This is a genomic window from Streptomyces sp. GbtcB6 (assembly GCF_019091475.1).
Lineage (GTDB): Bacteria > Actinomycetota > Actinomycetes > Streptomycetales > Streptomycetaceae > Streptomyces > Streptomyces hyaluromycini.
Map to the genome: position 1 here is coordinate 208,183 of NZ_JAGXJL010000017.1, position 17,379 is coordinate 225,561.

The 17,379-nt window shown below is 72.3% G+C and carries 20 protein-coding genes and 1 pseudogene; 11 read left to right on the forward strand and 10 right to left on the reverse strand.

The features are described 5' to 3' along the window. Positions 1-4: 4 nt before the first annotated feature. Complete coding sequence (locus tag KVT45_RS28060; RefSeq protein WP_217551877.1) at positions 5-934, reverse strand: PmoA family protein; 930 nt, start codon at positions 932-934, stop codon at positions 5-7. Beyond that, entirely contained in the window at positions 931-2,088 is a 1,158-nt protein-coding gene (locus tag KVT45_RS28065) for a Gfo/Idh/MocA family protein (protein ID WP_217551878.1), read from the reverse strand. The genes KVT45_RS28060 and KVT45_RS28065 overlap by 4 nt, the downstream gene beginning before the upstream one ends. Positions 2,089-2,386: 298 nt before the next feature. Here KVT45_RS28065 and KVT45_RS28070 point away from each other — a divergent pair, with 298 nt between their 5' ends. Beyond that, positions 2,387-3,262, forward strand: a complete 876-nt coding sequence (locus KVT45_RS28070; protein ID WP_217551879.1) for an undecaprenyl-diphosphate phosphatase — start codon at positions 2,387-2,389, stop codon at positions 3,260-3,262. A 107-nt stretch (positions 3,263-3,369) separates the two neighbouring features. Here KVT45_RS28070 and KVT45_RS28075 read toward each other — a convergent pair whose 3' ends face one another. Then, positions 3,370-3,741: a DUF4440 domain-containing protein gene (locus KVT45_RS28075; RefSeq protein WP_217551880.1), complete on the reverse strand. Its 372-nt coding sequence runs from the start codon at positions 3,739-3,741 to the stop codon at positions 3,370-3,372. A 53-nt stretch (positions 3,742-3,794) separates the two neighbouring features. Then, complete coding sequence (locus tag KVT45_RS28080) at positions 3,795-4,502, reverse strand: alpha/beta fold hydrolase (RefSeq protein ID WP_217551881.1); 708 nt, start codon at positions 4,500-4,502, stop codon at positions 3,795-3,797. Between the two features lie 133 nt (positions 4,503-4,635). Here KVT45_RS28080 and KVT45_RS28085 point away from each other — a divergent pair, with 133 nt between their 5' ends. Both KVT45_RS28085 and KVT45_RS28090 read left to right on the forward strand, forming a co-directional pair. Then, positions 4,636-5,460, forward strand: a complete 825-nt coding sequence (locus KVT45_RS28085; RefSeq protein ID WP_217551882.1) for a helix-turn-helix domain-containing protein — start codon at positions 4,636-4,638, stop codon at positions 5,458-5,460. A 251-nt stretch (positions 5,461-5,711) separates the two neighbouring features. Then, positions 5,712-5,891 carry a hypothetical protein gene (locus tag KVT45_RS28090; RefSeq protein WP_089105573.1) on the forward strand — a complete coding sequence of 60 codons (180 nt, stop codon included), beginning with the start codon at positions 5,712-5,714 and terminating at the stop codon, positions 5,889-5,891. Between the two features lie 12 nt (positions 5,892-5,903). Here KVT45_RS28090 and KVT45_RS28095 read toward each other — a convergent pair whose 3' ends face one another. The 3 genes and pseudogenes from KVT45_RS28095 to KVT45_RS28105 all read right to left on the reverse strand — a co-directional run bounded on the left by KVT45_RS28095 (position 5,904) and on the right by KVT45_RS28105 (position 7,389). Next, complete coding sequence (locus tag KVT45_RS28095) at positions 5,904-6,644, reverse strand: SDR family oxidoreductase (RefSeq protein WP_217551883.1); 741 nt, start codon at positions 6,642-6,644, stop codon at positions 5,904-5,906. Positions 6,645-6,677: 33 nt separating this feature from the next. Further along, a pseudogene (locus KVT45_RS28100) lies at positions 6,678-7,004 on the reverse strand (DUF4291 family protein); the annotation flags it as partial. 7 nt (positions 7,005-7,011) lie between these two features. Beyond that, entirely contained in the window at positions 7,012-7,389 is a 378-nt protein-coding gene (locus KVT45_RS28105; protein WP_217551884.1) for a helix-turn-helix domain-containing protein, read from the reverse strand. Between the two features lie 101 nt (positions 7,390-7,490). Between KVT45_RS28105 and KVT45_RS28110 the strand changes: the two genes are divergently transcribed. Both KVT45_RS28110 and KVT45_RS28115 read left to right on the forward strand, forming a co-directional pair. Beyond that, positions 7,491-8,156, forward strand: coding sequence for an NADPH-dependent F420 reductase (locus KVT45_RS28110; protein WP_217551885.1), 666 nt, complete (start codon positions 7,491-7,493; stop codon positions 8,154-8,156). Positions 8,157-8,224: 68 nt separating this feature from the next. Beyond that, the gene (locus KVT45_RS28115; RefSeq protein ID WP_217551886.1) at positions 8,225-9,058 is read left to right on the forward strand and encodes a transglutaminase-like domain-containing protein; all 834 of its coding nucleotides are present in this window, start codon (positions 8,225-8,227) and stop codon (positions 9,056-9,058) included. Here the strand turns inward: KVT45_RS28115 and KVT45_RS28120 are convergent, their stop codons facing one another. Further along, a complete protein-coding gene (locus tag KVT45_RS28120) occupies positions 9,059-9,490 on the reverse strand; it encodes a TetR/AcrR family transcriptional regulator C-terminal domain-containing protein (RefSeq protein WP_254647437.1) in 432 nt (143 codons plus the stop codon). It abuts the gene before it with no gap. On the opposite strand from KVT45_RS28120, the gene KVT45_RS28125 reads away from it, so the two are divergent. The 4 genes from KVT45_RS28125 (at position 9,459) to lnt (ending at position 14,518) form a co-directional block, all read left to right on the forward strand. Beyond that, positions 9,459-10,313 (forward strand): NAD(P)-dependent alcohol dehydrogenase, encoded by an 855-nt coding sequence (locus KVT45_RS28125; protein ID WP_308310881.1) that lies wholly within the window; start codon positions 9,459-9,461, stop codon positions 10,311-10,313. The genes KVT45_RS28120 and KVT45_RS28125 overlap by 32 nt on opposite strands. Positions 10,314-10,872: 559 nt before the next feature. Beyond that, the gene (locus KVT45_RS28130) at positions 10,873-12,186 is read left to right on the forward strand and encodes a vanadium-dependent haloperoxidase (RefSeq protein ID WP_217551888.1); all 1,314 of its coding nucleotides are present in this window, start codon (positions 10,873-10,875) and stop codon (positions 12,184-12,186) included. Between the two features lie 195 nt (positions 12,187-12,381). Next, the gene (locus KVT45_RS28135) at positions 12,382-12,867 is read left to right on the forward strand and encodes a nuclear transport factor 2 family protein (protein ID WP_217551889.1); all 486 of its coding nucleotides are present in this window, start codon (positions 12,382-12,384) and stop codon (positions 12,865-12,867) included. 76 nt (positions 12,868-12,943) lie between these two features. Next, positions 12,944-14,518: an apolipoprotein N-acyltransferase gene (lnt, locus tag KVT45_RS28140; RefSeq protein WP_217551890.1), complete on the forward strand. Its 1,575-nt coding sequence runs from the start codon at positions 12,944-12,946 to the stop codon at positions 14,516-14,518. On the opposite strand, the gene KVT45_RS28145 is transcribed toward lnt, so the two are convergent. Continuing rightward, positions 14,436-15,347, reverse strand: a complete 912-nt coding sequence (locus tag KVT45_RS28145) for a Gfo/Idh/MocA family protein (RefSeq protein ID WP_217551891.1) — start codon at positions 15,345-15,347, stop codon at positions 14,436-14,438. The two genes, lnt and KVT45_RS28145, sit on opposite strands and share 83 nt — an antisense overlap. A 97-nt stretch (positions 15,348-15,444) precedes the next feature. Here KVT45_RS28145 and KVT45_RS28150 point away from each other — a divergent pair, with 97 nt between their 5' ends. Both KVT45_RS28150 and KVT45_RS28155 read left to right on the forward strand, forming a co-directional pair. Continuing rightward, positions 15,445-15,957 carry a DinB family protein gene (locus KVT45_RS28150; RefSeq protein ID WP_217551892.1) on the forward strand — a complete coding sequence of 171 codons (513 nt, stop codon included), beginning with the start codon at positions 15,445-15,447 and terminating at the stop codon, positions 15,955-15,957. A 112-nt stretch (positions 15,958-16,069) separates the two neighbouring features. Next, positions 16,070-16,543 (forward strand): hypothetical protein, encoded by a 474-nt coding sequence (locus KVT45_RS28155; RefSeq protein WP_217551893.1) that lies wholly within the window; start codon positions 16,070-16,072, stop codon positions 16,541-16,543. Between the two features lie 43 nt (positions 16,544-16,586). Here KVT45_RS28155 and KVT45_RS28160 read toward each other — a convergent pair whose 3' ends face one another. Continuing rightward, positions 16,587-17,087 carry a hypothetical protein gene (locus KVT45_RS28160; RefSeq protein ID WP_217551894.1) on the reverse strand — a complete coding sequence of 167 codons (501 nt, stop codon included), beginning with the start codon at positions 17,085-17,087 and terminating at the stop codon, positions 16,587-16,589. Positions 17,088-17,379 lie beyond the last annotated feature (292 nt).

The window sequence follows — 17,379 nt, forward strand, 5'->3', positions numbered from 1 at the left end:
TCGCTCACCAGGGATGCGACTCCAGGTATTCGGCGATGTCCGCGCGCTCCCAGGCGCCGTCGCCGATGACGACCCGGTAGCGGCGCCGGAGGGTGTCGCCGGGGGCCAGTTCCAGCTCGTCGTGGAAGGCCCAGGAGGGGGCGATGCCGGCGAACGGGTCGTTGCGCACGAACCAGTGGGCGGGGTGGCTGCCCTGGGTGCCCGAGTGGTCGTTCTCCGGGGCGTGTTCGAAGACGACGGTGGCATGGCCGTCGGCGCCGTCGTGCTCGCCGGACAGGGCCAGCCAGGCGGACCGGGAGCCCATGAGCTCCGGGCCCTCCCCCTCGGGGCCGATGATCCGGCCGTCCCGGAAGGCGCGCGGGCCGCGCCAGAACAGGCCGGTGTAGCCCGCCTGTTCACGCCCGGCCGTGGTCGGGCTGCCGAACAGCAGCGGTTCGGCACGGCGGTTGGTGATCGCGCTGGTCCAGGTGAGCGCCCAGGAACCGGAGTCGGGGTCCACGTCGTGGACCTCCACCCGCCGCTGCTCTTCCGCCCACAGCGTCCCGTCGTACGGATGCCAGGTCAGCCGCTCCGCGACCACCAGACGGCCGTCGGCCGAGGACAGCTCGTCGAAGCCGGCGTGCCGCATCGAGCCGACACGCTCCGGGATGGCGAGGTAACCCTGGCCGTGGACATAGGAGTTGCCGCCCCACAGATTCGCGCCCGACAGGTGCGAGGCGGTCAGGGAGAGGCCCTTGTGCCAGCGGTGGTCGTTGGGCCGGTAGTCGGTGACGACGTCCCCGGCGAGGGTACGGATCGGGTGCAGGTAAGGCCTCGGCGCCTCCCAGGCCGCCTCGGGCCGGTAGACGTACGAGAAGAGCTGTACCCCGGTGACCGGCTCGGTCACGGTGATCCGGTCGCCGTGGGTGTGCGTGATCCGCAGCTCGCCGCTCATGCGGACACCTCCTCACGCTCGGCCGGCGCCCAGCCCGGGGCGCCCCCGTGCAGGGCCGTGTAGTAAGGATCACCCGGACCGATCTCGCCCGCGCGGACGGTCGTGTCGGTGAACGCCGCCTTGTACAGCGCGGTGACCAGCTCCAGGCTGGTCCGCCCGTCCGCGCCGCTGCTGCGCGGCCGCTCCCCCGTCCGCATGGCGGCGACCAGTTCGCGCAGCTGGGCCAGGTGCGAGCTGGGCACGTCGGGACCGAAGTCCCGCCAGGCCGCCGCCTCCTCGGCGGGGACGCCCGGGGCCGGGGTGATGCGCCAGTTCCCGTTGGCGTGCCCGTACAGATGGATCAGTTCGACCGTCGCGCGCTCGCAGTCGATGCGGATGCGGCTGACCTCGTCGGGGCTGAGCACGCTGTTCACGACGGTGGCCAGGGCGCCGTTCGCGAACCGGACCAGGGCGGTGGAGACGTCCTCGGTCTCCACGTCGTGCACCAGCCTGGCGGCCATCGCCCGTACCTCGCTCCACGGCCCGAGCAGGTCGAGGAGCAGATCCGTCTGATGGATGCCGTGGCCCATCGCCGGGCCGCCGCCCTCGGTCGCCCAGCGGCCCCGCCAGGGCACCGCGTAGTAAGCGGTGTCCCGGTACCAGGTGGTCTGGCAGTGGGCGACCAGCGGACGGCCCAGCGCCCCCTCGGCCAGCAGCCGCCGTACATGGGCGGCCCCGGAGCCGAACCGGTGCTGGAAGACGATGGACGCGTACGGCCCGCCGTCCGCGCCCTCCTCCGCCTCGACCGCGTCGAAGTCGGCGAGACTCGGCACCGGCGGCTTCTCGCACCACACCCAGGCGCCGGCCCGCAGCGCGGCCACCGTCTGGTCCCGGTGCAGGGTCGGCGGGGTGCCGATGGTGACCAGGTCGGGCCGCTGTTCGGCGAGCATCCGGTCCAGGTCGGTGTAGGCGTGCGGGATGCCGGCCTCGGCGCAGAACGCCTGGACCGCGGTGGCATCGATGTCGACGGCGGCGACGACCTCGGTCTCGCCCTCCGCGGCCAGTTGGGCGAGGGCGGGCAGATGGGAGCCGCGCCCGATGGCGCCGGCGCCGACGACGGCGGCTCGGATGCGCCGCCCGGCGAAGGGGGGTGTCGAGCGGGGGGAGCGGGGCATGGACGTGATCAGCACTCCTCGGGCGTGTACCGGCGATGGGCGAACTCCCGCCCGAGTTGCGCCGCACCCGCACCCCGACGTGCTGGAGCAAGCGCTTTCTCCTGCAGAAACGTAAGCGGCGGCACCTTGACCGGTCAACACCCCGTGGCCGGCCGTCCGTCTGTCGAACCCCTGTGTCCCGCCGTCACTCCGGCCCGATACGCTGCCGTTGCACGCGCATGATCACGTGCGCCCGTGTGATGCACGTGTGCCCGCGCGACCGCCAGCCCCTTCCACACCCCTGGGACGCCGTACCTTCATGTCTTGGTTTGAATCGCTGGTCCTCGGCCTCGTCCAGGGGCTGACCGAGTTCCTGCCCGTCTCCTCCAGCGCGCATCTGCGGCTGACCGCGGCCTTCTCCGGCTGGGAGGACCCGGGCGCCGCCTTCACAGCGATCACCCAGATCGGCACGGAGACCGCGGTGCTGATCTACTTCCGCAAGGACATCGGGCGGATCGTCTCGGCCTGGTTCAGATCGCTGTACACCAAGGCGATGCGGCGCAGCCACGACGCGCAGATGGGCTGGCTGGTGATCGTCGGCTCGATCCCGATCGGTGTGCTGGGCGTGACGCTCAAGGACCAGATCGAGGGTCCGTTCCGCGATCTCCGGATCACCGCGACCATGCTCATCGTCGTCGGCATCGTCATCGGCGTCGCCGACCGGCTCGCCGCCCGCGACGAGACGGGCGGCAAGCACCGGGCGCCCAAGCAGCGCAAGACGCTGGAGAACCTCGGGGTCAAGGACGGCCTGGTCTACGGCCTCTGCCAGGCCTGCGCCCTGATCCCCGGCGTCTCCCGCTCCGGCGCCACCATCAGCGGCGGCCTGTTCATGGGCTACAAGCGCGAGGCGGCGGCCCGCTACTCCTTCCTGCTCGCCATCCCGGCGGTGCTGGCCTCCGGCGCCTTCGAGGTGAAGGACTCCGTGGGCGAGGGCCAGGTGGCCTGGGGCCCGACCCTGTTCGCCACGGTGATCGCGTTCGCGTCCGGCTACGCGGTGATCGCGTGGTTCATGAAGTGGATCTCCAACAAGAGCTTCATGCCGTTCGTCTGGTACCGCATCGCCCTCGGCGTCGTCATCATCGCCCTGGTCTCGGCGGACGTCCTCAGCCCGCACGCGGCGGAGTCGGCGAGCTAGGCGCTCCGCTGGGAAGGGCCGCGCCGGGTCGTCGGTTGTCTGCAGCGCCGTGGGGGCTGGTCGCGCCCACGCGGCGGAGCCGCATATGGATTCAGCCCCGCGCCCCTTCAGGGCGCTGTCGGCGTGCCCTGGTGGTAGTACATGCGCCAGCCCGTCTCCGTGAGGCGCCACAGGGAGCTGCGCCAGGCCCGGCGGCCCTGGTTGTCGGCGGAGTAGGTCAGGTGCACGATGCCCGGGGCCAGTACGGTCCCGGACATCTCGGTCACCTCGACCGGTGACTCCGGGGACACCGATCCGCCGCTGGTCACCGTCAGGATCGACGTCGCGTCCCAGCGGCGGCCGGACACCCCGACCTCGGTGAACCCCGGGTCGAGCAGTTCCAGGACGAGGTCCGGGCGGGCGCGCACCTCGGGCTCGAGAAGCCGCAGCTCCGCGTCGATGGCCGCCTGCACCGCGCGCTGATCCTCGTCGTCCGTCATATGCCGACCCTACGGACACTCCGTCGCCGGGGACAGCGGATATCCGCTCGGGATCAGCCCAGCTTGAGCAGCAGATCCGCGAGTTCGGCCGACATGGTGATCATGCAGTCGTGGCCGGCGGGCAGCTCCCACACCTGCTCCGTCGCGGGGACCGGACGGCGCACAACGCCCTCCGGAACGTTCGCCACACAGTGGATGTGGGTCCGGGGGATGGTGCGAACCGCCGGATCGTCCAGGCGCACCGGCTGCTGGAAGCTGCGCACCGACTGGTCGGACAGCAGGGTGCGCAGCCACGCCGCGTCCGCCGCCTCGGTCACCCCGAACAGCCCGTAGGGCGGCGGCAGTTCGGGCAGCGGCGGGACCCGCCAGCCGCTGTCGGACGCGAGGGCCCGGTCGATCAGGGCCCGGGTCACGGGCTGGATGTCGGCCGCGGTCTCGCCGTGCTCCGGGACCATCGCGTCGAGGTAGACCAAGTGCCCGACGCGCTCCGGGACTTCGTTGGCCGCCGACGAGACGACCAGCCCCGCGTAGCTGTGTCCGACGAGGACGACGTCGGTGAGGTCCTCGTCCCTGATCAGGCCGACGACGTCGGCCACGTAGGTGTCGAGGCCGACGTCCGGACCGAGCAGCCCGGCCTTCTCGCCGTGCCCGGTCAGGGAGGGCGCGTACACCCGGTGCCCGGCCGCCGTCAGCAGGGGGACCACCCGCTCCCAGCACTCCCCGCTGTGCCAGGCGCCGTGTACCAGCAGATAGGTCGACATGATCACGCTCTTTCCATGGCAGGTCGCTGTCACCGGCCACGTTCGCGGCCCGGCTCCGGCCGGGGCAGTGCCCTGGTGATCCTGGGGGTGACAGGACCAGGCACGGGCACGGGGACCGCATTACGGTGGCGGGATGACCGACGAACCGAACCTGCTGGGCGCCTACGTGCGCGCCCGCCGCGAGCTGGTCACGCCGGAGCAGGTCGGCATTCCCGTGCTGGGGGTACGGCGGGTGCCGGGCCTGCGCCGGGAGGAGGTCGCGATGCTGGCCGGCATCAGCTCCGACTACTACCTGCGCCTGGAGCAGGGCCGCGACCGCAACCCCTCCGTGCAGGTCCTGGAGTCCCTCGCCCGCGTCCTGCGGCTCGACGAGGACGCGACGGCGTATCTGCTCCGCCTCGGCGCCGACCGGCCCCGCCGACGCCGGCGCCGGGCCCGGAGGGAGACCGTTCCGCCCGGCGTCGCCCAGCTCGTCGCCGCCCTGCCGCTCCCCGCCCTCGTCGAGGGCCGCTACTTCGACGTCCTCGCCGTCAACGCCCTGGCGACGGCGCTGTCACCGCGCTTCTCGGTCGGCGCCAACCGGCTGCGGGACATCTTCCTCGACCCCGCCGAGCAGGCCCTTCACCCCGGCTGGGAGGAGGCCGGTGCCGGTATGGTCGCCGGCTTCCGCCGCTCCGTCGGGACGGACACGGACGACCCCCGCGTCATCGACCTCGTCGGCGAACTCTCCCTCGCCAGCCCGCACTTCAGCCGGCTCTGGGCCCGGCACGACGTGGCTTCCTGCGACGGCGCGGCCAAGGTCGTCGACCACCCCCAGGTCGGCCGTCTGCGACTGAACCGGGAGCGGCTGAGCGTCAGCGGCACGGCCGGGCAGACGCTCGTCGTCTACCACCCGGACCCGGGCAGCGGCAGCGCCGAGAAGCTCGCGCTGCTCGCCTCGGCGCTGCCGACGGGGTGAGGACGACCGGGCGCCGCATCTCGGCCAACCCCCGACTTCCTTTGTTTTCCGGGGGTTTGGAATCGCCGTACCGGCTCCGGCGAGGGCGAAGGCCCGCACATGGGCGTACGGCCCGGTCCGGGTCACGGCCGGCGGCCTGGCAAATGCCAAGGCGTGGCCGCCCGCCCGTCGTATCGCCCGTGACCAACCCCATACGGTCTGCGTAGTGGCCCGGTGGCGCAGGGTCAGTTCTTGCCCCTACGCTGTTCGGTATGTCCCCCGATTCCCGAACCCCTGGTTCCGTGCGGTCTGCTGCCGAGGTCAACGAGCACATCCGGGCGCTGTGGCTGCGTGCGGGCGGAACACTGTCGGCCCAGGAGCGGACGGAGTACGAGCTGCTGGTGGTCGAGTGGGCCGCGGCGATCCGCGAGCAGATCATCGAGGCGGCCTGACCGGCTGAGGGTTCAGCGGCCGCCGGAGACCCGCAGCACCGTGCCCGTCGTATAGGAGGCCTCGGGCGACAGCAGCCAGGCGATCGCGGCGGCGATCTCCTCGGGCTCACCGGCGCGGCCCAGCGGCGTGGTGGCACCGACCCGGCCGGCCCGGCCGGGGTCGCCCATCGCCGCGTGGATCTCCGTGTCGATCACACCGGGCGCCACCGCGTTGACCCGCACGCCGTCCGGGCCGAGTTCCTTGGCGAGGCCCACGGTGAGGGCGTCGACGGCCGCCTTGGTCGCCGCGTAGTGGACGTATTCGCCGGGGCTGCCGAGGGTGGCCGCCGCCGAGGACACGTTCACGATCGCACCGGTGCCGCGCGGTCCCATCAGCCGGGCCGCCCGGCGTGTACACAGCAGCGTACCCAGCAGGTTGACCTCCACGACCCGGCGCAGGTCCGCGGTCTCCGCGTCGGCCAGTCGTCCGAACGGCCCGGTCACCGCGGCGTTGTTCACCAGCCCGGTGACGGCCCCCAGTTCCCGTTCCGCCGTGTCGAACAGCCGCTCCACATCGGCCTCCACGGACGTGTCCACCTGGACGACGGCACACCGCGCCCCGGCCTTGCGCACCCCCTCCGCGACCGCCTCGGCGGCATCCGCGTCCCGGACGTAACCGATCACGACGTCGTGCCCGTCGGCCGCGAGCCGCAGACAGGTCGCGGCGCCGATACCCCGGCTGCCACCGGTGACCACCGTGACGGGACGTGCCATCGCGAACCTCCTCGATCCGACCGGACAGCGATCTTACGACGGCAGCTGCGCGGGCATCCCGTCGGCCACGGGGTACGGCCGCTCCTCGGGCAACAGCCCGGCCGCCGCGTCGAGTTCACCGGCCCGGACCAGCTCGTGGACCTGGCTCACCCGAGAGGCCCAACTGGAGGGAGCGGTGCGGCAGCGCGTTGAGGTGCAGGTCCCGCTCGGGATCCCGCGGTACCCGCGCGGGCGCACGCCGCGACTCCCGTTGCCGGGCGGCCTGGTTCTCGTGCAGTCCGAAGACGTCTCCTGCCCCTCCTCGGTGCCCCAGCCGCAGCGGTGGATCATCCGGAGGAAGGATGGCTTGATCCAGGTCAAGCCCCGCTCACCGGCCTTTTGCCGTACCGCTCTCCTGCGCTTCGAGAAGTTCGTCGCCGTGCTCGATCGCCCAGCGCCCAAGTGCCGTCATCGGGCCGTCGACCAGGCTCTGCCCCAAACCGGTCAGGGCGTAGTCGACGCGCGGCGGTGCCTCGGCATGTGCGTGGCGCTCGATCAGTCCGCCCGCGAGCAGACGGTGCAGGCAGTCGGTCAGCACCTTGTCGCTGATGCCCCCGATCGCAGCGCGCAGCTCGCGGCGTCGGCGCGGTCCCAGGCGAAGGGCCGCCAGCACAACGGGATCCCAGGTATGGGCGAAGAGATCGGTGGCCGCGCGCAGCAGGCAGTCGGCGACCCACTCGTGGCGGTGGGCGTCGTCCTCAGTCATCTCGCCGCCCGTCATCGTGTGTCCGGCACGCACTGATCGGTGCGTAACGCCTTGCCTACCGTAACCACCCGACCGACAGCTATGGGAAAGGCACAGATCGGATGCGCATCGGGATCCTGGGAACAGGCACACTGGCGGCGGCCCTGGGTGAGGGCTGGGCACGTGCGGGGCATGAGGTGGCGATCGGCGGACGGTCGCAGGTCAAGGCGGAGAGGCTCGCTGAGCGACTGGGCCACCACGTGCTCGCTGTCACGCCACGTGAAGCGGTCACCGGCCGCGACGCGGTGCTCCTCGCCGTGTCCTGGGACGGCGTCGAGGACATGCTGGGATCGGTGGGCGCCGCCGACGGCGCGCTCGCGGGGATGCCGTTGATCGATCCTACGAACGCCGTCACGCACGGCGTAGGGGTTCTGCTCATCGAACCCGGTGAATCGATGGCGCAGCGAACCGCCGGCCTTGCTCCCGGAGCCGGGGTCGTGAAGGCGTTCCACCTCTTTCCCGCCGACCAGTGGACGAGGCCGCCCGGTGACGGCCGGTCCCGTGTGACGGTGGCGATGTGCGGTGACGACGCGACGGCCCTGCACGTCGTCGGTGAACTGGTCCGTGACGTCGGCGGAGTCCCGGCAACCGTGGGGACGCTGGATCGCGCCCGCCAGTTGGAGGAGGTGGCGGGTTTCGTCATCGGCATGGCCTTCGCGGGCTTCGCCCCCGGCTCCGCGATCCCTCATGCCCCGTCGGACGACGGACTCGCCGGCTCACAGAGGTAGCCGAGCCTCGTTGTGATCGGCTGCGCCCTTCGACCAGGGCTCGCCTCGGCCGTCTACGATCCCCGGTCATGACCGATGACGCGCTCGACCACTCCCGGCCCGGTCCGCTCACCAGCCTCGCCACCGACCAGTTGTGGCTCATCAAGGGCCTGCCGGCCGATCCGGTCGGTATGTGTGCTGCCGTACAGAGCCTGGTCATCCAGCCGACCGATGCCGCCGCGCTCGGCGTTCCCGAAGAGCGGCTCGCGGAGAAGGACATCCGGCCGGTGAACGAGTTGGTCGCCACGCTGACCGCGCTGGACCCCTCTCCTCTGCAACACCCCCGGCCCCCGGAGAGAAGGGTGGTGGGCACGTGCCGCCACTTCGCCACCATCGCCTGCGCGATCCTGCGGGCACGGGGCATCCCCTCCAGGGCCAGGTGCGGCTTCGGCACCTGCTTCCTGGAGGGACGCGGCCTCGACCACTGGATAACCGAGTACTGGAACGCCGGCGAACGGCGCTGGATACGCGTCGACACGGAACATCTGGGCCACGGTTACGTCGAGCGCCCGGAGGACCTCGCACCGGGCGAGTTCCTGACCGGCGGCGAAGCGTGGATCCAGTACCGCAAGGGGCTGATCGATCCACAGCTGTTCGGGGTGTTCGGCACTGATCACGCCTGGGGACCCGCGGAGATCAGCGGCAACGCCGTCCGCGACCTCGCGGCCCTCTGCAAGCTGGAGATGCTGCCCTGGGACGAGTGGGGCCTGATGACCGAGGCCTACGAGGGCAAGACCGGCCCCGACTACGACCGGCTCGTCGACACGGTCGCCGAGGCCTGCCTCGGCGCGGATCCGGCCGCCCTGACCGCTCTGTTCGCCAACGGGGATCTCGCGGTCCCCCGCCACATGATCAGCCTCTGATCAGCCCCGGCTCACCGCTTCCGCTGCCTGCTGGAGGCCGTCGAGGATGAGGTCCAGGCCGAATTCGAACTCGTCGCCGTAGGCGTACCCGGGACGCATGACGTGAGTGGTCGCGATCTCGGTCAGGTACGGGTACTCGCCGTCGCCGAAACCGCTCATGATGGACTCCGCCAGCTCGGCGGTCTCCTCCGGGGTGTCGAAGGGCAGGGTCTTCTCCTGCTGGGCGAACCCGTAGATGTAGCTGTCGAGGACCGAGACGGCGTGGGCGGTCAGGGCGAGGGAGAACCCGCCCTGACGCAGGCAGCCGAGAACGGCTTCGTGGTGACGCAGGGTGGCCGGGCCCGGGGTGGACCGGGGTACCTGGCACCTGATGGCCGGCCTGCCGTACGCGATCCGGCCCGTGAGCGGGCTGCGCGGGCCGAAGCTCCCCAACCCCGGCCGCAACATCGCCGGTGTCATCGAGGCGGTCGGCTCCGACGTGACGGTGTTCGCGCCCGGCGACGAGGTCTACGGCACGGCTGCCGCCGCGTTCGCCGAATACGCCGTCGCCCGTCCCGACAGGATCGCCCCCAAGCCGACCGGACTCACCTTCGAGGAGGCGGCGACGGTACCCGTCAGCGCGCTCACCGCACTCCAGGCGGTTCGCGACAACGGCCGTGTCCAGGAGGGCCAGCAGGTCCTGATCACGGGAGCCGCCGGCGGCGTGGGCACCTTCGCCGTCCAACTCGCCCAGGTATTCGGCGCCCGGGTCACGGCCGTCGCGAGCACTCCCAAGCTCGACGCCGTACGGGCACTGGGGGCCGACCACGTGATCGACTACACGCGCAAGGACTTCCTCGCCGGCCCGCAACGCTACGACGCCATCATCGACATCGCGGGCAACGGCCGTCTGCAGGACCTGCGTCGCGCCCTCACGCCCCGCGGCAGGCTGGTCATCACCGGCGGCGAGACGGACGGCCGCTGGCTCGGCGGCACCGACCGGCAGCTCCGCGCCCAGATGCTGTCACCGCTCACCAGCCGGCACCTGGGCACCTTCATCGCCTCCGAGCACGCCGACGGCCTCCGCGGGCTGACCGCTCTTGTCGACGCGGGCGCGCTCCGCCCTGTCGTGGACCGTGTCTACCCCCTCGCCGAGACCGCCGCGGCCGTCCGGCACCTGCTCGACGGCCGCGTCACGGGCAAGCTGGCGCTCGCACTGCCCGCCGATGACCACCTCGGCGCCACACCAGAGGCCGAGCGCGAAGCAGCCGGCTGAAGCACGCAAACCGGAAAGTGCCGAGCCGACGCCTTGCGCCGGGCTCACCTGATCGAGATCGTCCGCCGACGCGAAGCCGTCAGGTCCCAGCCGACGGCGTCACGGCCCACCCTCCCGCAAACCGTGGCGCCCAGGCACGCCAATACTGTGAACGCGGCTTGACGACCCATGGCGAGCCTCGCTCACAGACCTTTCACGCCAACCCACCGACCCGGCGCACGTCCAGCGGATCGGGAGCCTCCGGTCACGCTCACCGAGGTGGGCGAGCGAACATGATCGCTTGACTGCACGCTGCCAGGCAGCCCTGCCGCTCGATCTCGGCCATCCGGATGACCTGTCCGCTGCTGCCGTCGAAGGGCACCCGCCGGTCCAAGGCGCGAACGAGGGCACCCCCGACCTGCCCGGTTCGCGGCGAGTTGTCTTGATCGCGAAGTGGGCCGTTGCTAAGCCTTTGGCACTCAGCCCTAGCGAGGACTTCGTGTATCAAGAGCCCCGTCTTCCTGTTCCTCCGCGTTCACGTGTCCGGGGATTCGTCTGCGCCGTCGCGGCCATCGCCCTCGTGACGCTCACCGCCGCGACAAGTCCGCCCGACGCGGACACCCGGACCGCGGCGGACCCGGCAGCCGTGGTCCGCGAGTGGAACGCCGTCGCCACCGACACGATCAAGACCAGTCTCGGCCCACGCCCCTCCGGGCAGGCAGCGATCTGGGAGGGGTTCGTCTCCGTCGCCGTGTACAACGCCGTGGTGGGGATCGAAGGCGGCTATGCCCTGTACAAATGGCACGAGCGCGGTCCGGCCAGGGCATCCTCCGCGGCGGCCGCCGCCACCGCGGCCCACGACGTGCTGCTCACCTGCTTCCCCGCCTTCAAGGCACGGCTCGACACCGCCTACGCGGACTCGCTCGCCGCTCTTCCGGCCGGTCAGGCCAGAGACCGGGGCGTTGACTACGGAAAGCGCGCCGCCGCCCGCATCATCGAACTCCGGGAAGGGGACGGAAGGTTCGCGGACGTTCCCTTCACCGCTTCCCCGGCACCGGGGGTCTGGCGGCCCACTCCGCCCGCGTTCCAGCCCTTCATCGACACCTGGCTCGCGAGGCTCCGCCCCCTCCTGCTCGACTCCCCGCAGCAGTTTCGCCCCGGCGGACCACCCGCCCTCTCCTCGGCCGCCTACGCCGAGGATGTCCAGGAGTTGAAGGCCATGGGCGGGAAGACCGGCTCGGGCAGGAGCGCGCAGCAGACCGAGACCGCGCTCTTCTTCAGCGGCAACCTGGTCGAACAGGTCCAGACAGCCGTACGGGACCACGCCGCCCGGCACCGGTTCGGTATCGCCGAGACGGCCCGGCTGTTCGCTGCGGTCAACGCGTCGGCGACCGACGCCGTCGTCACGGCGTGGGACGCCAAGCTCCGTTACGGCTCCTGGCGGCCGATCACCGCCATCCGCCTCGCCGACACCGACGGCAACCCCGCGACGACGGCAGACCCGGCCTGGGAGCCGCTGCTCCTCACCCCGCCGCACCCGGACTACGTCGCCGGCCATACGACCGTCGCCGCTGCCGTGGCACGCGCCCTGACCGGAGTTCTCGGCACCTCGCGCATCGACCTCCACGTCCCCTCCGGGGTCACCGGCACCACGCGGTTCTACGGGTCCGCCGACGACCTCGACCGGGACGTCGTCGACGCCCGTGTGTGGGGCGGCGTCCACTCCCGCACGGCGGACGTGGCCGGCTGCCGGGCCGGCGCCCACGTGGCCGCCTGGGCGCTGGACCACTACTTCCAGCCGGTCGCCGAGAACGGTACCCAGCCGTCCCCGCCGACACGACCGGCTCGGCAGGACAGGCCCGCCGAGCCGAAGTGCGGCGACGGCATCGGCTGAACCGCCGGTCCCGGGGCGGTAGGCCTGGTGGACGGTGACGGTGGGGCCCGTGTGGCGGGCACGGATGCGGGAGCCGGGTACTTGTTCGACCGACCGGCCGTTCATGTGCCCGGGGTCGGGGGGGTTCGGTTCGAACACCACCGAATATCGCCCGTGCCCCTTGGCTCTGCCCGCCCCGTGCCCAACACTGAGCCGATGACGCAGCGTGTGGAGCTCGCGACCGTGATGGACCGGCTGGCCGTGGACGAGATGGTCACCGAGTACGCGGCGGCCGTCGACGACGGGGACTGGACGGCGTACCGGAGGCTGTTCGCGGCGGAGGGGCGGGCCGACTACCGCTCCGCCGGCGGGATCGAGGGCGATGCCGGGCAGGTGGCCGGGTGGCTCGCGGAGAACCTGACGCTCTTCTCGATGCGGCAGCATCTGATCGTCAACCGCCGGGTGCGGTTCGGGATCCTGGACCACGACACCGGCGACACCGCCCATCTGCGGGCCGACTACGTCAACCCCATGCGCTTCGCGGGCGGCGACGGCGCCTCCACCGCCCCGGACTTCGTGTGCGGCGGCCGCTACTCCTTCGCGTTCCTGCGCACCGGGGACGGCTGGCGGCTGCGCCAGGTGGTCGTCGAGGAGAGGTGGCGCAGGCTGCCCGACCCCCGCATGCTCGCCGTCCCCGACTGAGCCCGCTCCCATGCCCTCTGTCGGAGGTCCCGCCCGGTCCCGCACACTGGAAGGACCCGCGGGCAGGAGGCGATGGATGAGGACCGTCGAGCGCTGGCTCACCTCCCCGTGGCGGCGTTCCTGCGTCGGGGCGCTGGCGGGCGCCCTGCCGGTGCTGGCCTTCCCGGCGCCGTCGCTGTGGTGGTTCGCCTATGTCGCGCTGGTCCCCTGGCTGCTGCTGGCGCGCTCGGCGCCGACCGGGCGGCGGGCGGCGTACGACGGCTGGTGCGGCGGGTTCGGCTTCATGGTCGCCGTGCACCACTGGCTGCTGCCGAGCCTGCACGTCTTCATCTTCCTGATCGCCGGAGTGCTGAGCGTTCTCTGGGCACCCTGGGGCTGGGTGACCCGCCGGCTGCTGGGCGAGGTGCCGTCGCCGGGGCGGGCCGCGGTCGCGGTGCTGGTGCTGCCGTCGGGCTGGCTGATGGTGGAGCTGGCGCGGTCCTGGCAGGGGCTCGGCGGGCCGTGGGGCATGCTCGGCGCGACCCAGTGGCAGGTGACGCCGGCGCTGCGGCTGGCCTCGGTCGGCGGGGTGTGGCTGCTGAGCTTCCTGGTGGTGGCCGTCAACGTCGCGGTCACCGTGCTCATATCCGTGCGGGAGGCACGCGTGCCCGCGGTGGCCTCGCTGGTGGCCACGGCCGCCGCGACCTCCGCGGCCTGGGTGTGGTCGCCGCGCCCGGACGTCGACGGCCACGTCCGCATCGCCGTCGTACAGCCCGGCGTCGTCGACGGCACCGAAAGCGGCGACCGGCGGTTCGACAGGGAGGAGCAGCTGACCCGGCAGCTGGCCGGGCAGCATCCGGACCTGATCGTCTGGGGCGAGAGCAGCGTCGGGTACGACCTCGGCGACCGGCCCGATCTCGCCCGGCGGATCGCCGCCCTCTCCCGGGAGACCGACGCGGACATCCTGGTCAACGTCGACGCCCGGCGCTCCGACCTGCCCGGCATCTACAAGAGCTCCATCCTGGTGGGCGCCGACGGCCCGACCGACGAGCGGTACGACAAGATGCGCCTGGTCCCGTTCGGCGAGTACATACCGGCCCGCTCCCTGCTCGGCTGGGCCACCTCGGTCGGCAAGGCGGCCGGCGAGGACCGGCGGCGCGGCACCGAGCAGGTGGTGATGAACGTCGGCCACGGGCTGCGGGTCGGCCCGATGATCTGCTTCGAGACCGCGTTCCCCGACATGAGCCGGCATCTCGCCCAGGACGGCGCACAGGTGCTGATCGGCCAGTCGTCGACCTCTACCTTCCAGGACAGCTGGGCCCCCGAGCAGCACGCCTCACTGGCCGCGCTCCGGGCCGCCGAGACCGGCCGCACGATGGTCCACGCCACGCTCACCGGGGTCTCCGCCGTGTACGGGCCGGGCGGCGAGCGCATCGGCCCCTGGCTCGGCACCGACGCGAGCACCGCCCGGGTCTACGAGGTGCCGATCGCCCGCGGTGTCACCCCGTTCGTGCGGTACGGCGACTGGCCGGTCGACGGCGCGCTGCTGGTGCTGGCCGCCTACTGCCTGGCCGAGGGGCTGCGGACGGTCAGGCTGCGCCGGGGTGCCGCAGAACCTCTCGTACCACCTGCTCGCACAGCTCATGAGTCGCCAGTGCGTCCCGGGCGCTGAGCACCTTCCCGGCGCGGACGGCGTCGAGGAAGGCGAGGACGGCCTGTTCGATGCCGCGCTGCCGGGCGACCGGCACCCAGTCGCCGCGCCGCCGGACCGTCGGCTGCCCCTTGTGGTCGATCACCTCGGCGAGGTTGAGGACCTGGCGCTTGGTGTCCTGTCCGGAGACCTCCAGGATCTCCTCGGCCGAGCCGCTGAGCCGGTTCATCACGCCGAGCGCAGTGAAGCCGTCCCCGGCGAGCTGAAGGACGACATGGTGCAGCAGGCCGCCGACGACCCGGGCGCGGACGGTCACGTCCTCGACCGGGCCGGGGGCGAGGAAGCGCAGGGTGTCGACGACGTGGATGAAGTCGTCGAGGATCATCGTGCGGGGTTCCTCGGGCAGCCCGATGCGGTTCTTCTGCATCAGGATCAGCTCGCGCGGGTGGTCGGCGCACTGCACGTAGCCGGGGGCGTGGCGCCGGTTGAAGCCGACGGACAGCGACACGTTCCGCTCCTCGGCGAGCGTCACGAGTCGCTCGGAGTCGTCGAGCCGGTAGGCGAGGGGCTTGTCCACGTACGTCGGTACGCCCGCCTCCAGCAGCCGGGTGACGATCTCGGGGTGGGCGACGGTGGCCGCGTGCACGAAGGCGGCGTCGAGATCCTGGGCGAGCAGGTCGTCGAGGGTCGCGTGCCGGTGGCCGGCGGGCAGGCGGAGGCTGTCGGCGACCCGGGCGAGGGTGGCCGGGGTGCGGGTCTGCAGGTGGAGTTCGAGCCCCGGCTGCGTGGCCAGCACCGGCAGGTACGCCTTCTGCGCGATGTCGCCGAGTCCGATGCAGCCGACCTTCACTGACGCTCCCCTAGCGGTTGCCTGTGCGTGCCTGAGCGGAAGCATACGGGCCGATAATCCGTGGTGGGATCGGCCGGCGTGGGCCAGGATGCCGGGCATGACGACCGAACGCCGTATGCCCGCCGTCGACGCCGGCGAACGCTCCATGCTGGAGGGCTGGTTGGAATTCCACCGGCAGACCCTCGCGATGAAGTGCGAAGGGCTGACCGACGCCCAGCTCAGGACCGCCGCGGTGGAGCCGTCCGCGCTGTCCCTGATGGGGCTGGTGCGGCACATGGCCGACGTGGAGCGGTCCTGGTACCGCAGAGTCCTCGCCGCGGAGGAGGCGCCGCCGCTGTACTTCAGCGACGAGGACCCTGACGGCGAGTTCCACCTCACCGAGGCGGACACCTGGCAGGAGGCGTACGCGACCTGGCAGGCCGAGATCGAGGCCGCCCGGCAGGCCGCGGCCGGCTTCGGTCTGGACGACCTCTCCAAGGGCCGCCACCGCCGCACCGGCAAGCAGATCAGCCTGCGCTGGATCCACACCCACATGATCGAGGAGTACGCCCGGCACAACGGCCACGCCGACCTGATCCGGGAGCGGATCGACGGCACGACCGGCGACTGACGTCAGCCTCGCACCCGCCCGCCCCTCGTACGGGGCGCGAGATCACCCGTGCGGGGCACCAAAGTGTTGTCGACGGTGTCAACCTCCGCGCCGAACCAGCAGAGTTGCGCGGGTGCATCGAACGACGACGACCGCAGCGCTCCTGGTCACCGTGACCGTCTCGGCCCTCTCCGGCTGTGTGACGGTCCAGCGCCCTGCGGCGCCCGGCCCGCCTCCGGGTACGGCGCCCTCGCTGCCGTCGGTGCCCCGCCCGGACGGCAGCACCGAGCCGAGGGTGGTGCAGGCGCCGGCCAAGGAGGCCCTGGAGATGGTCGGCCCGTCCCGTCCGGCCCACCGGTCCGCACCGGCCGCCTCCCGCGCCCCCGCGCCTCCTCCGGCGGCCCACCAGCGGCCCCCGGCGGCCCCGCGCGCCGCCACCCCGCACCCCCGCACCGCACACCGGTCACACCGCTCGGAGGCCGACGTCCCCGACCTCTCCCGCTCCGTCCCGAAGGCCCCGGACGTGTGCGCCCTCGGCAAGCAGTACGGCGGCTGGACCGCGGACAGCCCGCAGGCCCGGATCTGCGAGCAGACGTACGGGCGGTGAGACGCCGGCCGGGGACGGACCGGGTGCCTGGGCGGCCCGGGCCCTACTTCGGCCGCTGCCGCGGCGGGCCCCAGGACTCGCCGCCCGGACCGCCGTCGTCGCCGAGTCGCAGCTCCAGGCGGGTGATCGCGGCCCGGACCCCGTCGCCGTACCCGTCGTCGCCGAGTGCGGCGGCCGCGCCGCGGGCCCGGTGCAGGTGGCTGCGGGCGGCCTCGGTACGGCCGAGCTTCACGTAGTCGGCGGCGAGGTTCAGATGCAGGGAGGGGTAGAAGCCGCGCAGCCCCACGGCTCCCTCCGCCTCGTCAGCCGCCGACAACGCCCTCAGATCCCAGGCGAGTTCGTCGGACGGGTCGTCCTGGGTGTCGGCCAGGTAGTGGGCCAGGGTGCAGCGGTGCAGCGGCTGGCCGTGCTCGCCGATCTCCGTCCACAGGTCGAGCAGGCGCCGGCGGGCCTCCTCGCGGTCCCCGGCGTGGTGCAACATCACGACCTGCCCGATCCGCGTGAGCACGGCATCGGGCGCCGTACGCTCCTGTCGCTCCGCCACGGGGCCCTCCGGGCTGTAAGCCGTTGTGTGCTGCCGACGCTAGACGGCGCCGCCTGTTTTCATCGTCAGGCGGCGCCGTGGGACCGCGGGCCGGCGGTGGACCGCGGGCCGGCGGGGGCTGGTCGCGCCCACGCGGCGGAGCCGCACATCGGCACAGCCCCGCGCCCCTAGGGCGTGTTTGAGATGTTGATCTTCACTGTGAAACGATCTTCGGATGGCTCGCGGTGATCTGACAGACAAGCAATGGGTGTGCCTGGAGGCGGTGTTGCCTGAGTTGCCGGTGATGGGGCGT